The organism is Geomonas oryzisoli (genome assembly GCF_018986915.1).
In the GTDB taxonomy this organism is placed as follows: domain Bacteria; phylum Desulfobacterota; class Desulfuromonadia; order Geobacterales; family Geobacteraceae; genus Geomonas; species Geomonas oryzisoli.
Genome location: NZ_CP076723.1, coordinates 3,707,501 through 3,727,686, shown reverse-complemented (window position 1 = coordinate 3,727,686; position 20,186 = coordinate 3,707,501). Strand labels below are relative to the sequence as shown.

The following is a 20,186-nucleotide window of genomic DNA, read 5'->3' as shown; positions in this document are numbered from 1 at the left end:
GGCACCAGTCGTCCTCTTTTTCCCTTAATTACCCTCTTTTCGAATCCTCCCAGGCTTTCTTCACGCACCCTTCGTTACTCCCGTCACCGTCAGATCCCTCATGTGAGTTCCGTGTCCTGCTGCGCGAGGTCCCCTTTGGGCGAGCCGCGGCGCTGGCGACTTCGCAGGCTGCCGCCCGTCAGGGGCAGAGGCGCCGAGATTAGGTTCATTATAAAAAGGGTTGCCCTCGCTGGGTAAATCGGTTAAAAATTGACCTGTCTCCTTATACGACCCCTTTCGTCCTCATCCGGGAAACCATGCCCCCAAAGATACTGATCATAGATGACGACAGCTCGCTTAGGCGCGTGCTCGAGTACAACCTGCAGCAGGAAGGGTACGACGTCTACACCGCCGCCGACGGCTCCGCCGGGCTGCAACTCTTCGATGAGAAGTCCCCGCAACTGGTTATCACCGACCTGAAGATGCCGGGCATTACCGGCTTCGAGGTGCTCTCCACTGTCAAGGAGCGCGCTCCTTCCACCGTGGTCATCGTCCTGACCGCCTTCGGCGCCATCGATACCGCCGTGGAGGCGATGAAGCTCGGTGCCTTCCATTACCTCACCAAGCCCTTCAACCGTGAAGAGCTGAAGGTGACCGTGCTCAAGGGGCTCCAACTGCAGGGGCTCTCCGAGGAGAACCGCCTGCTCAAGGAGGAGCTTTCCGGCCGCACCGAATTCAAGAGCATCGTGGGCACCTCCCGGGCCATGGAGGGGGTCTTTTCCGTGGTGCGCAAGGTCGCCGACACCGAGGCCACCGTGCTGATAACCGGGGAGTCCGGCACCGGCAAGGAGCTGGTGGCGCGGGCGATCCACTCCGGGAGCTCGCGCCGGGCCGCTCCCTTCGTGGCGGTCAATTGCGCCGCCATCCCCAGGGATCTCCTGGAGAGCGAGCTTTTCGGCCACGTCAAGGGGGCCTTTACCGGCGCGATCCGCGACAAGGAGGGGAAGTTCCAGCTGGCCGACGGCGGCACCATCTTCCTCGACGAGGTCGGGGACCTTCCGCTTGAACTGCAGCCCAAGCTGTTGCGGGTGCTGCAGGAGCGTGTGGTCGAGCCGGTGGGTGGGACCTCGCTGCAGAAGATAGACCTCCGGGTGGTGGCGGCGACCAACGCCGACCTGGAGCGCTGGATCGCGGAGGGAAAATTCCGCGAGGACCTCTACTACCGGCTCTCGGTGATCCCGATCCAGCTCCCGCCGCTGCGCGAGCGGGTCGAGGACGTAGCGCTGCTGATCCGCTATTTTTGCGGCAAGTTCGGCGCCGAGGGGGTGACCTTCTCCAAGGAGGCGCTGCAAAGGCTCCAGGAATACGCCTGGCCGGGTAACGTGCGCGAGCTGGAGAACACGGTGGAGCGACTGCTTATCATGCGCGAGGGGGACCAGATCGGCGTGGACGAGCTCCCCGCCAAGATTTCGGCCGCGGCGCCCGCTCCCGAGGGGGGCGTGCTGAGGCTCCCCGCCGGCGGGTATTCCCTGGAACAGCTCGAGATGGAGGTGGTCCTCGAGGCGCTCAACCGCTGCGACTGGAACCAGACCGCCGCGGCGCGCTTTCTGCGCATCCCGCGCCACACGCTGATTTACCGGATGGAAAAGTACAACATCTCGCAACCGGGGAGGAAATAATGAGACGTTTGATCGCTGCCCTGCTCGTGGTAGCCGTGCTGGCGGCCTTTGGGTGCGCAAAGAAAGAGGCCCAAGCGCCTGCCGTGGAGGGGAACCCCGCCCCGGATTTCACACTGAAGGACCTCTCCGGCAAACCGGTGCAGTTGTCGAGCCTTAAGGGTAAACTGGTGCTGGTGAACTTCTGGGCGACCTGGTGCCCCCCCTGCCGGGAGGAGATCCCGTCCATGGTGAAGCTCAACCAGGCGATGCAGGGTAAGAACTTCCAGATGCTCGCCATTTCCATCGACGAGGGGGGTAAGGGCGCGGTGGAGGAGTTCTTCAAGCGCGGCGGCGTCACGCTCCCCGCCCTGCTCGACACCGACGGCCAGGTAGCCAGACGCTACGGCACCACCGGCGTCCCCGAGACCTTCGTGGTCGATGGCAAGGGTGTGATCCGGAAGAAGGTGGTGGGGGGGCTGGACTGGAGCCATCCCGAGGTGATCCAGGCCCTGCAGGAAATCATGGCCGGCAAATAAGCCGGCCGCTTGCCCCCGATGTCGCGGGGGGCGCAACCGTCAAACGCCAGGAGGAACCATATGGAAACGAACAACATCAGCATGATCGGCGCTTTCGTGGCGGGGCTGCTGTCGTTTCTCTCCCCTTGCGTGCTGCCGCTCATCCCGTCGTATATCACCTACATCACCGGGCTTTCCTTCGCGGACCTGAACGCGGAGCACCCAAGCCACAAGGTGCGGCAGCAGACCATCATCCACTCCCTGCTCTTCATCGCAGGCTTCACCTGCGTCTTCGTCCTGCTGGGGGCCTCGGCCACCCTGGTCGGGGATTTCCTGCACGAGCACAAGACCGCCATCCGCCGCATCGGCGGCATCCTGATCGTCGTCTTCGGCATCCACGTGTCGGGGCTGTTCGACATCACCATGCTGCTGGGCGAGAAGAAGCTCACCCTGCACAGAAAGCCCGCCGGGTACCTGGGGAGCTTCGTGGTGGGGGTGGTCTTCGCCGCCGGTTGGACGCCGTGCATCGGACCGATCCTGGCCACCATCCTCGCCGTCGCCGCCACGGAAGGGCGCGGGGTCTGGCTTTTGCTGTCCTACTCCATGGGGCTCGCCATCCCGTTCTTCATCGCCTCCCTCGCGCTGCACCAGTTCCTGATCTTCTTCCGCCGCTTCAAGCGGCACATACGGATGTTCGAGATCATCACCGGGGCCTTCATGGTCGTGGTGGGCATCCTGATCTTCACCAACTCGATGGTGCTGATCAGCAGGTACACCAGCGCCTGGTTCGGCGAGTAGCGCCCGGAGGGGAGCGCCGTGGACGAGATCCCGCTTACCATCCAGCTCTGCGTGTCCGACCTCGGGACCACCGAGGCCTTCTACGCCGGGATCCTCGGCCTGCCGGTGCAGCGTCCGCTCATCGCGCTGGGAGCGCCGGAGCATCTGCTTCTGGAGGCCGACGGGTTCCAGATCATCTTCGTGGACGATGCGGCGGTGGCGCAGCTGCACCCGATCCTGCAGGCGCGCCTGCAGGGTTTTCCGCGCGGGGTCGGCATGACGCTGCACCTCGTGGTCGAGGGGATCGAGGACATCTACCAGGAGCTTCTGGAAGAGGACCTCGAGATCCTCTATCCCCTGGAACGCAAGCCCTACGGCACCTACGAGGTCTGGTGCTTCGATCCGGACGGCTACCTCGTGGTGCTGGAGGAGCCGGTCGACTGACAGGTCAGGGGGCGCTGATGGTGAAAAGGGCGCTCTCCTCGCCGTTTTGGTTCACCACCTGCAGGGTGATCTCCTTCGGCGTCGGGTCGTAGGGGAATCTCAGGTAGGTAATCTGGTTGCACCCGCCGTACACGAGCTGCTCCCTCTCGCCCACCAGCTGTTTCCCGGTGGCGAGCCTCTTGCCGTCCACGACCAGCACCGAATTCTGGTGGAAGTTCCTCCCGCTCACGATCAGTTCGTAGTAGTTCACGAATTCCCTCCCCACGGACACGTTCGCTATTTCCGGCTTGGCGTCGATGAAGAGCGCGAGGACGGTCGAGGTGGCATCGGTGGGATTTTTCACCTGCACCTGGTGCACGCCGGCGGGGAGCGTCGGCACGGTGAAGGCGAGCATGACCGGCGAGATGAAGCGGGTGGTGATCACGGCACCGTCCAGCAGCACCCGGGTGCCGGTCCTGAAGTTGGCCCCGTTGACCAGCACCTCGCGCTCGCGCCCGGTGGCGCAACTGGTGACCGTATCGGGGATGAGGGAGGAAACGGTGGGCTTTTGCGCCTGCAGCACGAAGTTGAAGGGGCGGGTGGTGGCGCCGTCGTCCCGCTTCAGGAACAGGGCGTAGGCGCCCGGCGGGAGCTCGGGGAGCTCGAAGGTCATGATGCGCCCGCCGACGACCTGGGCGGGAAGCTCGCGGCTCCCCAGCATGACCGTGGTGGCGGGGGTGAACCCGGTGCCGTTCAGGGTGACCGTGGTGCCCGGCTCGCCCTGGGCGGGGAGGATGCTGAGGACGCTCAGCGGCGCCAGCCGGCCGGCATCAGCCGCCGGGGCGGGGAGTTGCTGGGCCGGCGCTACTGCGGCGCACAGCAGCAAAACAAGCAAGGATATGACGAAGTTGCGCATCATGGGTCTCCCTCCGAAAAAGCTACATGTGATAGCAGGAATCTGAAGGCCGGGAGCCATTTTCGGCCCCGGCCCGTCAGTTGTCAATGGTAAGAGCGAGCCATCCTCCCGCGGCCAGGAAGATGAAGTTGGTGGCCCAGGCCGCCACCATGGGGGGGAGCAGGCCCACCTGCCCCACCGAAATGATCACGGAGTTGGTGATCACGTACAGAAAGCCCACCGCGATGGAAAGCCCGACGCCGAAGGCGATGCCGCTGGACCTCCCGCCGCGCAGCGCGAAGGGGATGCCGAGAAACGCCATGACGGCGCAGCCGAAGGGGAGCGAGATCCTGCTGTGGAACTGGGTGATGTAGCGGGTGGCATCGTACCCCCCGGCCTGGATCTTCTTGCAGTAGCTGTTGAGCTGCCTGAGGGTCATGCTGTCCGAGTACTTGCCCAGCACCTTGAGATCGGCCGGCTTCAGTTTCAGGGGGAGGGCCAGCGCCGGGTACTTCCGGGTCTGGACGACCTCGCCGTCCCGGAAGTCGCGCACCGTCACCTCGGTGAAACTCCAGCCGCGCTCTCCCAGTTGCCCCATGGAGGCGTCCGCCCGCCTCAGCGGCAGCCCGGTCTTGGGCTGTATCTCCCACAGGGTGACCCCCTTGAGCTGGTTCTGGCTCGGCTCGAACAGGCTCGCCCGCAGCACCGTCTCACCTTCGCGGTACCAGATGTTGTGCTGCCGGAAGTACATGGACGGGCTTTTTTTCTGGATCAGCACCTCCTGGATGTAGAGGCGCTGCGAGTAACTCTTCGGGATCACGAACTCGCCCAGCATCAGGACCACCAGGCTCATCAGCACCGAGATCGCGAGGATGGGGGCGCTGATGCGCACGAGGCTCACGCCGCAACTGCGCATGGCGGTCAGTTCGGAGCTCAGCGAGAATGCACCCAGGGTGAGCAGTGTCGCCATGAGCACCGCCAGCGGCGCCGAGTCGTTGATCATCTCCGGGATCTTGGTGATGAAGAACAGCGCCAGGTACTTCCAGGACGCGCCGGTGCGGGTGAAGCGGCCGATCTTCTCCATGAAGTCGACCACGAGGTAGATGGTGACGAAGGAGCCCAGGCAAAGCCCCAGCATCCTCAGGTACGCCTTGGCCACGTAGCGGGTCAGGATCCTCATCGCTTCTCCCCCCTGTGCAGGCGGGCAGAGACCGCATCCTTCAGGCGCTGGTACAGCGCGGCCAGCGGCAGCGGTTCCTCGGCGGCGGTTTTCATGAACAGGTATCCTCCCGCCAGCAGGAACAGCAGGTTGGGCCCCCACCCGGAGAGGAGCGGCGGCAGGATGAGCTTCTCACCCAGCGTGTCGAAGCCGGAGAGGGCGATGTAATAGCACAGGATGACGGCGATGCTGAGCGAGAACCCGGAGGCCTTTCCCGAACGGCGGTTCTGGATTCCCAGCGGCACACCGACGAAGGTGAACACGATGCAGGAGAAGGGGAGGGCCAGGCGGCTGTACAGCTCCTGGCGGCGCAGCCGCACCTCCTTCTTCGGGGTCCCTGCGGGCGGGTGGCGCAACTCTTCGATGGTCATCTCGCTCGTCTTCTTGGGCCCCTTGGGGGTGGTGTCGGCCAGGGCGACGCGCAGGATGTACTCCTGGAACTGGACCATCCGGTAGCCGCCCCCCTCCTCGCTGCGGTGGATCGAGCCGTTTTTGAGCTGGAATTCCATGGAGTGGCTGCGCGGGTCCGAGAAGAGCGCGCCGGTGTCGGCGAAGATGGTGGTCGGTGTTTTCGGGTCGCGCTCGTCGTGGACGATGACCCCGTTCATGTTCTGCCCCTTGCCGTCCAGCCCGTCCGCGTAGATCACCATGTCCGGAAAGGCGTTGTTGAAGACCTTCTCCTTGATGGAGACGCCGGCGCTGCTTTGGGCTATGTCCAGCATCAGCTTCTTGAAGGAGCTGTTGCCCCAGGGGACGGCGTAGATGGTGACCCAGAGGCAGCCCAGGGTCGCCAGCACCGAGAAGACCAGCGGAGGGGGGAGCAGTCCGTACAGGCTGATGCCGCAGCTCTTCATGGCGGTCACCTCGCTGTCGCCGGAGAGGCGCCCGAAGGCGAGCAGTATGGAGAGGAGCAGCGCCATGGGGATGGTGAACAGCCAGAAGGAGGGGAGCAGGTAGGTCACCATGCGCACGACGTCGCCGAAGGGAACCCCCTTCTCGACCACCATCTCGGCCAGCCTCAGGAAACGCCCCATTAAAAGCACGAAGGTGAAGGTCACCATGCCTACCAGGAACGGGGGCGGTATCTCGTTGAAAATGTAACGGTACAGGGTCTTTTTCATGAACTCGCGATCTTACATGAGATGGCCGGGGAAGTAAAGGAGGGACGCAGTTCAACTACCCCTTGACCGCGGTTTTCATTTTGGGTAAAAAGGTGGGCATGGAAAACAAGGACATCATCAGGAAGGCCCTGCTTTTTTCGGGTCTGGAAGAGGAGTACCTGGTCGAGCTCGCCGATATCGCGGTGCGGCGCCCGTTCGCCAAGGGGGAGACGCTGTTCACCGAAGGGGAGAAGGCGGAAGGGTTCTACCTGCTCGCCTCGGGCGCGCTGAAGCTGTGCAAGATCTCCCCGGACGGGCGCGAGAAGGTGCTGCACATGGTGCACCCGGTGGAGACCTTCGCCGAGGCCGCCTTCTTCGGCGACGGCAAGTACCCGGCCGAGGCGCGCGGAGTGGAGCGGGGCGAGGTGCTGTTCTTCCCGCGCGGCGCCTTCATGGGGCTTTTGGAGCGCAACCCCCGCTTCTCCATGAACCTGATCGCCTCGCTCTCGCTCCTTTTGCGGCGCTTCGCCCGGCAGATCGAGGAGCTCTCCTTCGCCGACGCCCCGTCCCGGCTCGCCTCCTACCTCCTGGACCTGGCCGCCCGCAAGAGCACCAGCTACCAGGGCAAGACCTACCTCGAGCTCGATATGCGCAAGGGCGAGCTTGCCTCGCGCCTGGGCACCGTGAGCGAGACCCTCTCCCGCACCTTCAAGAAGATGAAGGACGAAGGGGTCATCGAGCTGGACGGCAACAAGGTGACCATCATGCAGATGGAGAAGCTGAAGATGATAGCGGGGAAGTAACCTCCCCCGCGGTACCGATAGCAGCAGACGAGAAGGGCCCCCGGTTAGACCGCGGGGCCCTTTCTGTTAATGGTACTGTAGCCATATTTTCCCCGCCCCGCCTCCGCTAGTTCGATTCCCTTTCCCCGCAGTACCGCGCCGAGCCTTGTGCTGCCTGCGCCTTTACCGAGACCGCTCGGTCGCGCAACCAATTGAAACTAAATTATTAATTAATGTTTTTAAGTAAATTGCCGGATTGTACTTGCTATGGCCGAAGTGGCTGCTATACTTTTGCCGTTTCGTCCTGCCATATCATGAGCCGCACCCGGAGGGAGCTTGGATTGGGAATGCTGTTGGAGTAAGGAACAGATCGAGCCGGAAAACTGCCCGTACATAGGCGAGGGGGAAGAGGACCTGTTGGTTTCCCAGCGCCGCAGGATCGTGGAGAAGTGCGTTGAGTGCCCCCGCTTCAAGAACGACCTGGCCCGCATGAAGGGGTCGGGTTACCCGCTTTCGGACGTACTCCCGTACATACTGACCGAGTTCCAGGAACAAAAGACCCAGATGGGGGCCATGCTGAGCTTTTTGAACAGCAAGACCCGCGAGATCAAGTTCCTGCGCGAGGTGGGCCTGGTGCTGCAGACCTCGCTCGACCTTGACGAGGTACTTTCCATAGCCATGACCGCGATCACCGCCGGCAAGGGGTTCGGGATGAACCGGGCCTTCCTGCTGATGACGGACAAGGACCGGCGCCACATACGCGGCTACCTGGGGGTCGGTCCCCGGGACTACGAGGAGGCCTGGCGCACCTGGGAGGACATCGGCCGCAGCAACTTCACCCTGCGGCAGCTGGCGCGGGACTTCCAGAAGACCAAGCTCAGCTCCGAGAAGGTGAAGTTCCACGACATCCTGAACCAGCTCACGGTCCCCATGACCGACCAGGGGCACATCTTCAACCGGGCCCTGACCGGGAAGAAGCCGATCCTGGTGGAAAACGCGCTCAACAACCCCGACCTGGACCGGGGGCTGGCCCGCATCCTCGGCGTCGATACCTTCCTGGTCATGCCGCTCATCTCCAGGAACCGCCGCATCGGCGTCATCATCGCGGACAACTGCATCACCCACAAGCCGATCACCCTGCAGGACATGCAGTCGCTGGAGACCTTCGCCTTCCCGGTCGCCTTCGCGCTGGAGCGCGCCTCCCTGTACGAGCGCCTGCAGGAGGAGGTGGCCAAACAGAAGGCGGCCAACGTGAAGCTGCGCGAGCAGCAGGAGCTGATCGTGAAGATGGAGAAGATGGCGCTGGTGGGCAAGATCACTTCCAGCATCGCCCACTCCATCAGGAACCCGCTCATGGTGATCGGCGGCTTTGCCCGGACCCTGTTGAAGGCGACCCCGGACCAGGACGATAAGCGCGGCTACCTGGAGTCGATCGTGCGCGAGACGCGGCAGCTGGAGGATGTGCTGAGCGAGGTGCTCGATTACTCGGAGTCCCTGTTCCCGGTCACCGACTTCTGGGACCTGAACGAGCTGGTGGGGAAGGCGATGACGGAGCTCGAGGGGGCGCTGGAACAGGCGGGGGTGCGGTGCCGGATGGAACTGGCCCCGGAGCTTCCCATGGTGCGCATCGACTACAAGCAGATCAGCTACTGCCTGAAGACCATCACCACCACGGCCCTTGCCGCGATGGAGCGGGGGGGGGAGCTGCGCATCGAGAGCGTGCTGGACGGGGACGGGGTGCTCTTGCGCATCAGCGACGACGGCAAGCCGCTCACCCAGACCGCGCAGGAGGCCCTCACGGCTCCCTTTTTTCAGACCCAGGAGCTCGGGGAGGGGGTGGGGCTCTCCCTGTGCAAGTCCATCCTGGAAAGGCAGGGGAATTCCCTGTCGATCATCAGCCGCCCCGGGGGCGGCAATACGTACAGCATCAGGCTTTTGACCAGAAAGGAGAACATCTGAGATGGCGAAACTGTTGGTGGTTGACGACGAGGCGAACATCAGGCTGCTGTACTCGCAGGAGCTGAGCGACGAGGGGTATCAGGTGGTGACGGCGGGGAGCGCCCTGGAGGCGGTCGAGAAGCTGGAGTCGGAGAGTTTCGACCTCGCCGTGATCGACATAAAGCTGAAGAACGAGAGCGGCATCGAACTTTTGCAGCGCATCGTCAAGGAGCGGCACACCATCCCGGTGATCCTGTGCACCGCCTTCTCCTGCTACAAGGACGACTTCTCCGCCTGGCTCGCCGACGGTTACGTGGTGAAGTCGAGCGACCTGCAGGAGCTGAAAGACGAGATTGCCCGGGTCCTGGCCAAGAGGCAGCGCCTTTCTCAACCTTAACCTCAACCTGATTCTTTCTTTTGGAGGCTTGCACCTATGAAGGCAGTGATTATGGCGGGTGGTTTCGGCACCCGCATGCAACCGCTTACCTGCAACATCCCCAAGCCGATGGTTCCGCTCATGAACCGCCCGATCATGCTGCACATCGTGGAACTCTTGAAGAAATACGGCGTGACCGACCTGGTCATGCTCCTGTACCACCAGCCCAGCGTGATCAAGAACTTCTTCCGGGACGGCGCCGACCTCGGGGTGCGGATCACCTACGTGACGCCGCTTGAGGACATGGGGACCGCCGGCGCGGTGAAGTGCGCCGAGAAGTACCTGGACGAGCGCTTCCTGATCATCAGCGGCGACCTGTTGACCGATTTCAACCTCCAGAAGGTGATCGACTTCCACGAGGCGAACAAGGCGCTCTCCACCATCACCCTCACCTCGGTGAAGGACCCGCTGCAGTTCGGCGTGGTGATCACGGACAAGGAGAAGCGCATCACCCAGTTCCTGGAGAAGCCCGGGTGGGGCGAGGTGATCTCCGACACCATCAACACCGGCATCTACGTCCTGGAACCGGAGATCTTCAAGTACATCCCCGAGGGGGAGAACTTCGATTTCTCCCAGGACCTGTTCCCGCTCCTTTTGAAGAAGAAGGCGCCGCTGTTCGGGTTCCCGGTCAAGGGGTACTGGCGGGACATCGGCAACACCGATTCCTACCGGGAGGCGCACCACGACATCCTCAAGGGGAAGGTGAGCGTCAAGGTGGACGAGCCCCGGCGGGAGATGGCCGGCGTCGACCTCCGGGTCGGGCTGGACGTCAGGCTGGGCGAGGGGACCGTGGTGGAGGGAACGGTGGTCGTCGGTGACAACTCCCAGATCCAGGGCGGGGCGGAGATCAAGGACACCGTCATCGGCCGCAACTGCATCATCGAGCCCGGGGTCAAGCTGACCCGGGTGGTGGTCTGGGACAACGCCTACATCAAAAAGGGGGCCAAGGTCGTCGACTGCGTCATCTGCAACAACGTGAGCGTGGGCACCGCGACCGTGATGGAAGAGGGGGGGGTGATCGCGGACGATACCGCCATCGGCGAGGAGAGCTACATCAAGCGGGACGTGAAGATCTGGCCCCGCAAGCTGATCGAGGCGGGCTCCACCGTCACCGGCAACCTGATCTGGGGCGAGCGCTGGAAGAAGTCCCTGTTCGAGGGGGAGATGATCAAGGGGCTCACCAACATCGAGCTCACCCCCGAGTTCGTGGCGAAGCTTGGCTGCGCCTACGGCACCTCCCTCCCCAAGGGGAGCCACGTCCTGGTCGGCCGCGACACGACCCTCTCCTCGCGCATGCTCAAACGAAGCTTCCTGGGCGGGATCCTCTCCGCCGGGGTCAACGTGCGCGACATCAGGATGGTGTCGCTTCCGATCCTGCGCTACAAGCTGCGCACCTTCGGGGAGGTGGGTGGGGTGCACTTCCGCCAGTCGCTCGAGGACCCGGCCACCACCGAGATCGTCTTTCTCGACGCCGACGGCCTCGACTTCTCCTCCTCCATGGGCAAGAACATCGAGCGCATCTTCTACAAGGAGAACTTCCGGCGCGCCCACCACATGGAACCGGGTGGGATCACCGAGCTTCCGCAGGTGATGGACTTCTACCGGGAAGGGTTCTTCCGCGGCGTCGACCAGCAGCTCATCAGAGGCTCCCGGCCCAAGGTGGTGGTCGACTTCAACCACTCGCCGGCCGGGCAGATCCTCCCCCAGATCCTGAACGACCTGGGGTGCGAGGTGATCGGGCTCAACACCTACCTTGACGAGCAGCGCGGCTCGAAGACCGTGGACGAGAAACCGAACTCCCTGCAGCAGCTCGCGAAGATCGTGATGACGCTGGAGGCGCGCGCCGGCTTCTGGCTCGACCCCACGGTCGAGGAGGTGGTGCTGGTGGACGAGACCGGCAGGATCTGCCAGCCCGAGGAGTTCCTTGCGCTCATGACGCTGCTCATGGTGAAGACCGGCGCCCGGGGCGCCTTCGCGGTGCCGGTGTCGGCGCCCTCGGTGATCGAGGAGATCGCCCAGGAGAACGGCTGCTCGGTGCGCCGCACCAAGAGCATGGACCGCTCCATGATCGAGGCTGCCATTTCGCCGGAGGTGGTCATGGCCGGATCCATGGCCGGGCGCTTCGCCTTCCCGAAGTTCCAGGCGGCCTTCGACGGCATGTTCACCATCGCCAAGACCATCGAGCTCTCCTGCGCCACCGGGGTGCCGCTGTCGCGCGTCTTGAAGGAGGTCCCCAAGAGCTCCTTCCTGCAGGGGAAGGTCCCCTGCGTCTGGGAGAAGAAGGGTGGGATCATGCGCAAGATGAGCGAGGACAGCCTGGACAAGGAGGCCTCCTTCATCGACGGCATAAAGGTTTCCTTCGGCAACGACTGGGTGCTGGTGCTCCCCGACCAGTACCAGCCGGTGATCCACGTGGTGGCCGAGGCCAAGGACCCCAAGACGGCGCAGAAGCTCCTGGAGGAGTACATGCAGAAGGTGGAGCGCTGGAAAAAGGAGCTGGCCCAGTAGCGGGCGTCGCGGCCTTGCGCCGCGTCAAGGGGATAGGATGAGCGAACCACTGTATCTCACGCTGCTTTGGCACATGCACCAGCCCTTCTACAAGGATCCGGTCCGGGGGGAGTACCTGCTCCCCTGGGTCTACCTCCATGCGGTGAAGGACTACTACGACATGCCCGCCATCGTCGCGGAGAGCCCCGGCGCCAAGGTGGTCTTCAACCTGGTCCCCTCGCTGTTGGAGCAGATCCTGGACTACGCCTCGGGGGAGGCGGTCGATCCCTACCTCACCCTTGCGCGCAAGGCACCGGGCGAGCTGGATCCGTCGGAGCGGGCCTTTCTCCTGGAAAACTTCTTCTCCGCCAACAAGCGGCGCATGATCGAGCCCTACCCGCGCTACCTGGAGCTGTACCGGATGGCCGGGGACGGGGTTCCCGGTGCGGCCGCCTGCCGGGCGCCCCTCTTCGGGGAGCGGGACCTGCTCGATCTGCAGGTCTGGTTCTACCTCGCCTGGACCGGGGAGGCGGCGCGCCGGCGCTTCCCGATATTCAAGGAGCTGATCCGCAAGGGGAGGGGGTTCGACGCCGGGGACAAGGCCCTGCTCTTCGAAACCCAGCGCGAGCTGATCTCGGAGATCATCCCGCTGTACAGAAGACTGCATCAGGAGGGGAAGGTCGAGCTTTCGGTGACCCCGTATTTCCACCCGATCCTGCCGCTTCTGTGCGACTCGCGGATCGCGCGGGTGGCGCTTCCCGCGGCGAACCTCCCGAAGATCGACATCCGTTATCCGGAAGACGCACGGGGACAGGTGGCCCGGGGCATCGAGAGCTTCGAGAGGCTGTTCGGCTTCAGGCCGCGCGGGATGTGGCCCCCGGAGGGGTCGGTAAGCGACGAGGCACTCGGGATCCTCGCCCGGGAGGGGCTTTGCTGGACCGCCTCCGACGAGCGGGTGCTGGCCCAGACCCTCCCCGGGGGGCTTGGGGGGGGACGCGAAGCCCTGTACGAGCCCTATCTGTTCCAGCAGGGAGGGGAGGAGATCGCCCTGTTCTTCCGGGACCAGGTGCTCTCGGACCAGATCGGCTTCACCTACTCGCAGTGGGACGCGGAGCGGGCCGTCGCCGATTTCGTGGGGCGGGTCAAGGAGATCCGGCAGCAGTGTCGTTCCCCCCGGGTGGTTCCGGTGATACTGGACGGGGAGAACGCCTGGGAGCACTACCACGACAACGGGCTTCCCTTCCTCTCCAGGCTCTACGCCGCGCTGGCGCAGATCCCGGGGGTGGAGCCGGCAACGTTTTCGGAGGTGCTGGAGCGGGTCCCGGAGCGGCGGGTGCTGCGCCACGTGCATCCAGGCTCCTGGATCAATGCCGACTACGGCATCTGGATCGGCCATCCGGAGGAGAACCTGGGATGGGAGTATCTGGCCAAGGCGAGGGAGGCAGCGGTGCACACGAGCCCCGAGGTGGCCCAGCTCCTCTCCGGGGGGACCAGCAGCGACGAGGCGGCCCGGCGCGCCTGCAAGGCCCTCTACGCCGCGCAGGGGAGCGACTGGTTCTGGTGGTACGGCGACGACCACTTCTCCCCCCACTCCGGCAGTTTCGACCTGTTGTTCCGCAGCCACCTGATCAACGTCTACCAGCTGCTGGCGCTGGAGATCCCGGGGGAGCTGCACGAGCCGATCAAGAAGCAGCGCCCGGCAGGCTTCGTCCGGGGGCCGGCGCGGCTGATCACCCCCTCGTTAAGCCCGGCGGGCGACGATTACTTCGAGTGGCTCTCGGCGGGGTTGTACGACCTGACCCGGCAGGGGGCTGCGATGCACGCCGCGGAAACGGGGCTGCAGTCGTTCTTTTACGGCTATGATCTCGACTATTTCTATTTCAGGATCGACGCCGCGCAGTCGCTGGAAAAGCTGCTGCAGCCGGGCGACCGTCTGTCGCTGCACCTCATGGGGGGCGGCGAATACCGGATCGAGATGCAGGCCGGCGACGGCGAGGGGGAACTGCAGCTTTTCAAGGAGGGGGCGTGGCAGCCCTCCGGGGGGATGGGGCGCTACTGGGTCGGCCGCAGCGCGCAACTGCGCATCCCGCTCCCGGCCCTGCGGCTGGACGCGGGGGACCGGCTCTGCTGCTACCTGACCCACTCGCGCGGGCCCAACCTGCTCGGCCGCTGGCCGATGGAGGCGCCGCTGGCGCTCGCCTATGCGGGCACCTGCCTGGGGGGGGAGACGGGGGCGCTCAAGGACCTTTCCCCTTGCGAACCGGATCCATCTTAAATTTTTCTTTTGCAAAAAAACTTTACCCGGGGGCCGTCTTAATCTAGACTATGCCTATAATTCCAGGGTGTTAGAGGTTTTACATGAAGATTTTGTTTGTTGCGTCGGAGGTCACTCCCTTCGCCAAGACCGGAGGTCTGGCGGATGTTGCCAGCGCACTCCCGAAGACTCTGAAGACGCTCGGTCACGACGTGAGGATCATGATGCCCTTCTACTCGGTGGTCGAGCGGGGGGGGATGGCGGTTCGCAAGGGACGCAAGAGCGCCTCGGTGATGGTGGACGGCGTGGAGAAGAAGGGGTTCCTGCGCCAGGCAGCACTCGGGGAGATCCCGGTCTACCTCATCGAGAACAAGGAGTACTTCGCCCGCGAGGAGCTCTACGGCACCCCCAGCGGCGATTATCCCGACAACGCCCAGCGCTTCTCCTTCTTCTGCCGCTGCGTCCTGGAACTGTTGAAGAAGATGGACTTCAGGCCGGACATCATCCACTGCCACGACTGGCAGACCGCGCTGATCCCGCATTATCTGAAGCACGAGAGGAAGAACGATCCTTTCTTCGCCAGGACCGGGGTCATCTTCACCATCCACAACCTGGCCTACCAGGGGCTCTTCCCCAAGGAGGAGCTCGCGACCATGGGGCTCTCCAAGGAGTGCTTCAACATCGACGGGCTGGAATTCTACGGCAAGGTGAACCTCCTGAAGGGGGGCATCCTCACCGCCGACCTCGTGACCACCGTCTCCGAGGCCTACTGCCGCGAGATCCGGACCCCGGAGATGGGGTGCGGCCTGCACGGCGTGCTGCAGACCAGAAAGGATGACCTGGTCGGCATTTTGAACGGGCTCGACTACGAGGAATGGAACCCGGCCATGGACCGGGAGATCATGAAGAACTACAGCCACGCCTCCCTCTCCGGCAAGATGGTCGACAAGATCGGGCTGCAGCGGCTCATGGGGCTTGCCAGCGCGCCGGAGATCCCGGTCTTCGGCATGGTCTCGCGCATGGTCGCCCAGAAGGGGTTCGACCTGATCGCGGAACTGTTGCCGATGATCGCCAAGGCCCCGATGCAACTGGTGCTGCTGGGCAACGGCGAGGAGCGCTACGTGAAGGCCTTCAACGACATCAAGGCCGCCGGCGCCCGCAACATCGCCTTCGCCAGCGGCTTTGACCATTCCCTGGCGCCCAAGATCTACGCCGGCAGCGACATGTTCCTGATGCCTTCCTTCTTCGAACCGTGCGGGCTGGGGCAGCTGATCGCCATGCGCTACGGCACGGTTCCGGTGGTGCGCCGGACCGGGGGGCTTGCCGACAGCGTCTTCGACCCGCGGGACAACGACAGGACGCCCAACGGCTTCGTTTTCGACGAGTACAGCGCGGAGGCGCTCTGGGAGGCGATCAACCGGGCGGTGACGGCGTACCAGGACAAGGCGTTGTGGAAGAAGCTGATGCGTCGCGGCATGAGCAGCGACTATTCCTGGCAGAACTCGGTGCACAAGTATCTGGAGCTGTATCGCAAGGCGTTGCTGCGCAAGGGAGGGGAGGCGTAACCTGTGGAACACGAAGATCTCGACGAACTGGCCGGTGAGATCCGGAGACTCATCGAAAGCAATAAGGAATTTCTGAAGCGCGTCGTCGACGAGGACTATGACGACGAGGATGAGGCCGAAGACGACGAGGAAACTCCGGAAGATCCGGAGGAGTTCGAGGAGTTGTAACTAGAGCCGAATGGCTGCGCAATAAAAGAAGGCGGCGCCGAGAAGTGATCTCGGCGCCGCCTTTTGTTTGTGCCGTTGGTCCCCCCGCCCCTTGCGGGAGGGGGCTAGGGGGTGGGGGAAGGTGCCGCCACTATTTCGCGGCAGGCTGTTCCGGGACGATGTCCACCGAGGTGATCGGAGCCGGACCCGCCGGTGCCGCTGCCGCTGCGGGCTGGGGAGCCGGTGCAACAGCCTGAGGTGCTGCCGGGGCAGGCGCAGGTGCCGCCGGTGCAGGTGCTGCCGGCGCTGCCGGGGCCGCCGGCGGTGTGTAGTAGACCGGGGCGCTGGCCGGAGCCGGCGGGGTCTCCTTTTCCTTCTCCTTGGCGCCGAAGAGCGGTTTGTAGGTCTGCATCAGCGCGAGCATCTCGTCGAACTGCTTCACGTAGAGTGTGGAAACGTCGGGGCCGTTGGGGACGGTTGAGGCCTCGCTCTTGGCGAAGGCCGCGTTGACGCCTGCCACCGTCTTGAACTTCACGTCGACCTTCTCGGTGAGGTTCGCCGCCGCCTCGTCGAAGTCCGGATACTGCAGCGAGAAGAACATCGGGTAGGACGGCGAATCACGACGGAAGTTGGGGTACTCCCATACCGTGTTCCCCTCCCGGTCCAGCATCACCGCGGTCATGGAGAGGTAGTTGTAGTCCGTTTCCAGATAGGACAGGAAGTTGCTCGCGAAGACCTTGCCCGGCTTGGTCAGGCCGCTCACCGTCACGAAAAGGACGGCGTCCAGTCCGTTGTCGGTCATGAGCTGTTTCAAGTCGTCCTTCTTGAAGAAGTACTTGTTGTAGACGATGCGGGCGTCGTCGCGTTTCTCGCGGTTCCAGACCAGGGAGCTGAAGAGGCGGTCCGGGTCCGCCGATACCGGGCGCACCGCGTAGAATATGCCGGTGCTCCTGATCCTCGCGGTCAGTTCCTTCTCGTTTTTTGCGTTGTAGCTGCGCACGATGGAGATGATGGCAGCCTTCTCGGGATGCCTGATGTCACTGTCGGCGTCGGTGAAGAACGGCGCCACCCCGATGGTGCGCACCTTTTTCTCCAGGGTTTCCTGGGGGATGTTGTAGTAGTTGTGGGCGCAGCCGAAAAGGGCGCCGGTCACCACCACGAGCAGGGCAAGTCTGAACAAGATCCTCATCTGTTGAAGCCTCCTGTAAAGGTTTCTAACTCTCCGCCGTCTTATATCAGAAGCTCGGCCGAAGCGCCACAGCTTATTGCTCACCTTCCAGCATGATGAAGCCCACCTGTCTGCCGGTGTCCCCTTCGTCGCGGCGGTAGGAGAAGAAGAGCTCCTGGTTGCAGCTGACGCAGTGTTCGCTCCCCTGGATGTGCTCGGCGGAAACGCCGGCGTCGGAGAGCAGCTGGCGGTTGGCCTTGCCCAGGTCGAGCATCCACTTCCCTTCCCCCTGCGCGGTGGCACAGAGATCCCAGGCGATGCCGGCCTGCTTGCAGGCGTCCCGCACCGGGGCATCGACCTCGTAGCAGCAGGCCCCGATGTGGGGACCGATCGCGGCAATGATGTCCTTTTTGTTGCTGCCGAACAGGTTCACCAGTGCCTCGACCCCCTTGGCGGCGATGTTGCCTGCCGTACCCTGCCACCCCGCGTGCAGCGCAGCCACCACTTTCTGCACAGGGTCGTGCAGCAGGATGGGGACGCAGTCAGCGACGCAGACTGCGATCATGATGCCGGGCTGGTTGGTGACGATGCCGTCGCACTCAAGCTTCAGGAAGTGGGACAGCTCCGGGTTGGGCGCGTCGATCACGAGGAGATCGGTGCCGTGCACCTGGCTTACGGTGAGGAAACGGTCCAGCGTCGCACCCAGGCTGCGGGCGAGCAGGCTGCGGTTTCCTTCCACGTTGTGCGACGAGTCCAGCGTGTTGCTCCCTAGGTTCAGCGAGTTGTACGGGGGACGCGACACCCCTTCGTGGCGTGTGGTGAAGCCGGCGACAGCGCCTGCGGCGACCCGCGGCTTCAGGTACTGGATCTTTCCTGCTTTCTGCATTTCCATGTATGACACCTCTTTATATGCATTTTAAAGGGGGGCGACGGGCGGGGACGCAAGGCGGGTGGTTTCGCCAGCCCCTAGTCCCTAGTCCCTAGCCCCTGTTTTTCTCTTCCAGATAGGCGACGATGCCGGCCATGTCCGGCGGCAGCTCCGTGTCGAACTCCAGGTACTCTCCGGTGACGGGGTGGAGGAACCCGAGCGTCTTGGCGTGCAGCGCCTGGCGCCCCATCGCCTTGATCATCTGCTTGAGGACCGGGTCCTTCAACTGGGCCAACCGGCTGCCGCCGCCGTAGACTTCGTCCGCCAAAAGCGGGTGTCCCGCCTCGGAGAGGTGCACCCTGATCTGGTGCGTGCGCCCCGTCTCCAGTCTCAGGCGCACCAACGTCACGCCGGGGTAGCGCCCCTCGACGCGCCAGTGGGTGATGGCGTTCTTGCCGTGCCGCGCCTTGCCCGACATCTTCTTGCGCTCCACGGGGTGGCGTCCGATCACGGACTCGATGCGTCCGCGGTCTTCCTTGGGGCTGCCGTACACCAACGCCAGGTAGATCCGCTTGATGCTGTGCACCTTGAACTGATCGGCGAGGCCGTTGTGGGCCCGGTCGCTCTTGGCGATAACGAGGGTTCCCGAGGTGTCCTTGTCGATGCGGTGCACGATGCCCGGCCGCAATTCACCCCCGATGCCGGAGAGGTCCTTGCAGTGGGCAAGAAGCGCGTTGACGAGGGTCCCGTCGGCATTGCCGGCGCCGGGATGCACCACCATGCCGGCTCCCTTGTTGACCACCACGATGTCGCTGTCTTCGTACAGGACCTCGAGCGGGATCTCCTCCGGTTGCGGTTGAGCCGGCGCCGGCGGCGGGATGGTTACCGTGACCGCTTCGCCACCCTTGAGCTTGAGGGAGGGCTTTTGTGGCTGGCCGTTCACCGTGGCCTGTCCGGTCTCGATGAGCCTCAGCGCGGCGGATCGGGTGATTTCGGGGACGCTGCGGGCGATGAAGCTGTCCAGTCGTTCGGGATCAGCGTCGCAGGGGAAGGTGAGTTCAATCGGTTCCATCTTTGCTTGGTTTCTCCTGGGAGAGTGACTCCCGTAAAAAAGCGCGGGCGCGTTTCTGAATGGAAGCGCGCCCGGGACCTGTCAGTGTTGAAGTTGTACTGCCTACCAGATATTGGATTCTATCTTCCCCGCCCGCTTGATCAGTACGTCGACCACGGCGATGTCGAAGATGTTGGATTCCGCCAGTTCTTTGCTGACCCGGGACTGGAAATGCTCCCTGCCTTCTGCCAGTTGCTCGTTTAGGAGTTCGAAGATGTTATCTTCCTTGATCCCCTGCTCGACCTTCTCGCGGTTGTACATGGCAACGTCCGATACGATGGCCCTGGCCAGCCGTCTAGCCTGATCCTGGTTTTCTATGAGACTCATCGAAATCTCCCTGGCGGTCAAATATCAGGGCACACTATACGCAGTTTTGCCTCAAGATTCTATCTTAATTTTAAGGCGAAATAGATGTTGGCATTTCCGCGCCGTACCAGGAGTGCCACGGCACCCCGGTTGCTGGCATCCTTCATCGCCTTTTGGTACTCCGCGAGGTTGCGAACCTTCTTCTGGTTCACCGAGACGATGACGTCGCCACGCTGGATGCCGCTCTCCTCCGCGATGCCGCCGGGTTCGAGGTCGCTCACCACGACGCCGGTGATGCCGCGCCGCCGCATTTCCGGACCCAGCTCCTCGACGGAGAGCCCGAGCAACCCGGCCTCACGCTCCGGCCTTTGCATCTGCGACTGCGCCGGGGTGCTCTCCGCCGGGGCAGTGGTGACCGCGACCTTGACCTCTTTGCCGTCGCGGTACAGGGTGATGTCGACCTTCTTGCCTATGGGGGTCTCCCCGACCAGGCGCTGCAACTGGCGCACGTCCTTCACGTTTTCGCCGTTGAAGCCGGTAATGACGTCTCCCTGCATG

General features: G+C 63.6%; 19 protein-coding genes (1 of these 19 cut by a window edge). 11 read left to right on the top strand and 8 right to left on the bottom strand.

Annotated features, from left to right (window positions below):
- The first annotated feature begins 296 nt into the window (after positions 1 to 296).
- Genes KP004_RS16355 through KP004_RS16340 form a run of 4 tightly spaced genes read left to right on the top strand, consistent with a single transcriptional unit; the run spans position 297 to position 3,373 of the window.
- Entirely contained in the window at positions 297 to 1,658 is a 1,362-nt protein-coding gene (locus KP004_RS16355) for a sigma-54-dependent transcriptional regulator (protein ID WP_216799499.1), read from the top strand.
- Positions 1,658 to 2,173, top strand: a complete 516-nt coding sequence (locus KP004_RS16350; protein ID WP_216799498.1) for a TlpA disulfide reductase family protein — start codon at positions 1,658 to 1,660, stop codon at positions 2,171 to 2,173. Before KP004_RS16355 ends, KP004_RS16350 begins: the two co-directional genes overlap by 1 nt.
- Before the next feature lie 60 nt (positions 2,174 to 2,233).
- The gene (locus tag KP004_RS16345; RefSeq protein ID WP_216799497.1) at positions 2,234 to 2,950 is read left to right on the top strand and encodes a cytochrome c biogenesis CcdA family protein; all 717 of its coding nucleotides are present in this window, start codon (positions 2,234 to 2,236) and stop codon (positions 2,948 to 2,950) included.
- An 18-nt stretch (positions 2,951 to 2,968) separates the two neighbouring features.
- Positions 2,969 to 3,373 carry a VOC family protein gene (locus KP004_RS16340; protein WP_216799496.1) on the top strand — a complete coding sequence of 135 codons (405 nt, stop codon included), beginning with the start codon at positions 2,969 to 2,971 and terminating at the stop codon, positions 3,371 to 3,373.
- Positions 3,374 to 3,377: 4 nt separating this feature from the next.
- Here KP004_RS16340 and KP004_RS16335 read toward each other — a convergent pair whose 3' ends face one another.
- The 3 genes from KP004_RS16335 to lptF all read right to left on the bottom strand — a co-directional run bounded on the left by KP004_RS16335 (position 3,378) and on the right by lptF (position 6,587).
- Positions 3,378 to 4,271 (bottom strand): choice-of-anchor Z repeating domain-containing protein, encoded by an 894-nt coding sequence (locus KP004_RS16335; protein WP_216799495.1) that lies wholly within the window; start codon positions 4,269 to 4,271, stop codon positions 3,378 to 3,380.
- 73 nt (positions 4,272 to 4,344) lie between these two features.
- Complete coding sequence (gene lptG / locus KP004_RS16330) at positions 4,345 to 5,427, bottom strand: LPS export ABC transporter permease LptG (protein WP_216799494.1); 1,083 nt, start codon at positions 5,425 to 5,427, stop codon at positions 4,345 to 4,347.
- Positions 5,424 to 6,587, bottom strand: coding sequence for an LPS export ABC transporter permease LptF (lptF, locus tag KP004_RS16325; protein WP_216799493.1), 1,164 nt, complete (start codon positions 6,585 to 6,587; stop codon positions 5,424 to 5,426). Before lptF ends, lptG begins: the two co-directional genes overlap by 4 nt.
- A gap of 98 nt (positions 6,588 to 6,685) precedes the next feature.
- Between lptF and KP004_RS16320 the strand changes: the two genes are divergently transcribed.
- The 7 genes from KP004_RS16320 to KP004_RS16290 all read left to right on the top strand — a co-directional run bounded on the left by KP004_RS16320 (position 6,686) and on the right by KP004_RS16290 (position 16,196).
- Positions 6,686 to 7,369 (top strand): Crp/Fnr family transcriptional regulator, encoded by a 684-nt coding sequence (locus KP004_RS16320; RefSeq protein ID WP_216799492.1) that lies wholly within the window; start codon positions 6,686 to 6,688, stop codon positions 7,367 to 7,369.
- Between the two features lie 315 nt (positions 7,370 to 7,684).
- Positions 7,685 to 9,307, top strand: a complete 1,623-nt coding sequence (locus KP004_RS16315) for a GAF domain-containing sensor histidine kinase (RefSeq protein ID WP_216799491.1) — start codon at positions 7,685 to 7,687, stop codon at positions 9,305 to 9,307.
- Between the two features lies 1 nt (position 9,308).
- Entirely contained in the window at positions 9,309 to 9,683 is a 375-nt protein-coding gene (locus KP004_RS16310) for a response regulator (protein ID WP_216799490.1), read from the top strand.
- Between the two features lie 36 nt (positions 9,684 to 9,719).
- Positions 9,720 to 12,230 (top strand): mannose-1-phosphate guanyltransferase, encoded by a 2,511-nt coding sequence (locus KP004_RS16305; RefSeq protein ID WP_216799489.1) that lies wholly within the window; start codon positions 9,720 to 9,722, stop codon positions 12,228 to 12,230.
- A 37-nt stretch (positions 12,231 to 12,267) separates the two neighbouring features.
- Positions 12,268 to 14,484: a glycoside hydrolase family 57 protein gene (locus KP004_RS16300; protein WP_216799488.1), complete on the top strand. Its 2,217-nt coding sequence runs from the start codon at positions 12,268 to 12,270 to the stop codon at positions 14,482 to 14,484.
- Positions 14,485 to 14,567: 83 nt separating this feature from the next.
- Positions 14,568 to 16,028 carry a glycogen synthase GlgA gene (gene glgA, locus KP004_RS16295; protein WP_216799487.1) on the top strand — a complete coding sequence of 487 codons (1,461 nt, stop codon included), beginning with the start codon at positions 14,568 to 14,570 and terminating at the stop codon, positions 16,026 to 16,028.
- Between the two features lie 3 nt (positions 16,029 to 16,031).
- Complete coding sequence (locus KP004_RS16290; RefSeq protein ID WP_216799486.1) at positions 16,032 to 16,196, top strand: hypothetical protein; 165 nt, start codon at positions 16,032 to 16,034, stop codon at positions 16,194 to 16,196.
- Between the two features lie 130 nt (positions 16,197 to 16,326).
- Here the strand turns inward: KP004_RS16290 and KP004_RS16285 are convergent, their stop codons facing one another.
- From KP004_RS16285 to KP004_RS16265, 5 genes are all read right to left on the bottom strand, one after another.
- Positions 16,327 to 17,364 carry a hypothetical protein gene (locus KP004_RS16285; RefSeq protein WP_216799485.1) on the bottom strand — a complete coding sequence of 346 codons (1,038 nt, stop codon included), beginning with the start codon at positions 17,362 to 17,364 and terminating at the stop codon, positions 16,327 to 16,329.
- A gap of 73 nt (positions 17,365 to 17,437) precedes the next feature.
- Positions 17,438 to 18,235 carry a peptidoglycan editing factor PgeF gene (gene pgeF / locus KP004_RS16280; protein ID WP_216799484.1) on the bottom strand — a complete coding sequence of 266 codons (798 nt, stop codon included), beginning with the start codon at positions 18,233 to 18,235 and terminating at the stop codon, positions 17,438 to 17,440.
- An 88-nt stretch (positions 18,236 to 18,323) separates the two neighbouring features.
- The gene (locus KP004_RS16275; protein WP_216799483.1) at positions 18,324 to 19,283 is read right to left on the bottom strand and encodes an RluA family pseudouridine synthase; all 960 of its coding nucleotides are present in this window, start codon (positions 19,281 to 19,283) and stop codon (positions 18,324 to 18,326) included.
- A 102-nt stretch (positions 19,284 to 19,385) separates the two neighbouring features.
- Positions 19,386 to 19,649 carry a hypothetical protein gene (locus KP004_RS16270; protein WP_216799482.1) on the bottom strand — a complete coding sequence of 88 codons (264 nt, stop codon included), beginning with the start codon at positions 19,647 to 19,649 and terminating at the stop codon, positions 19,386 to 19,388.
- A gap of 59 nt (positions 19,650 to 19,708) precedes the next feature.
- Positions 19,709 to 20,186, bottom strand: the 3' end of a protein-coding gene (locus KP004_RS16265; RefSeq protein ID WP_216799481.1) for a DegQ family serine endoprotease. The gene runs 956 nt beyond the window's last position; only the last 478 of its 1,434 coding nucleotides appear in the window; its start codon lies beyond the right edge, outside the window; the stop codon is at positions 19,709 to 19,711.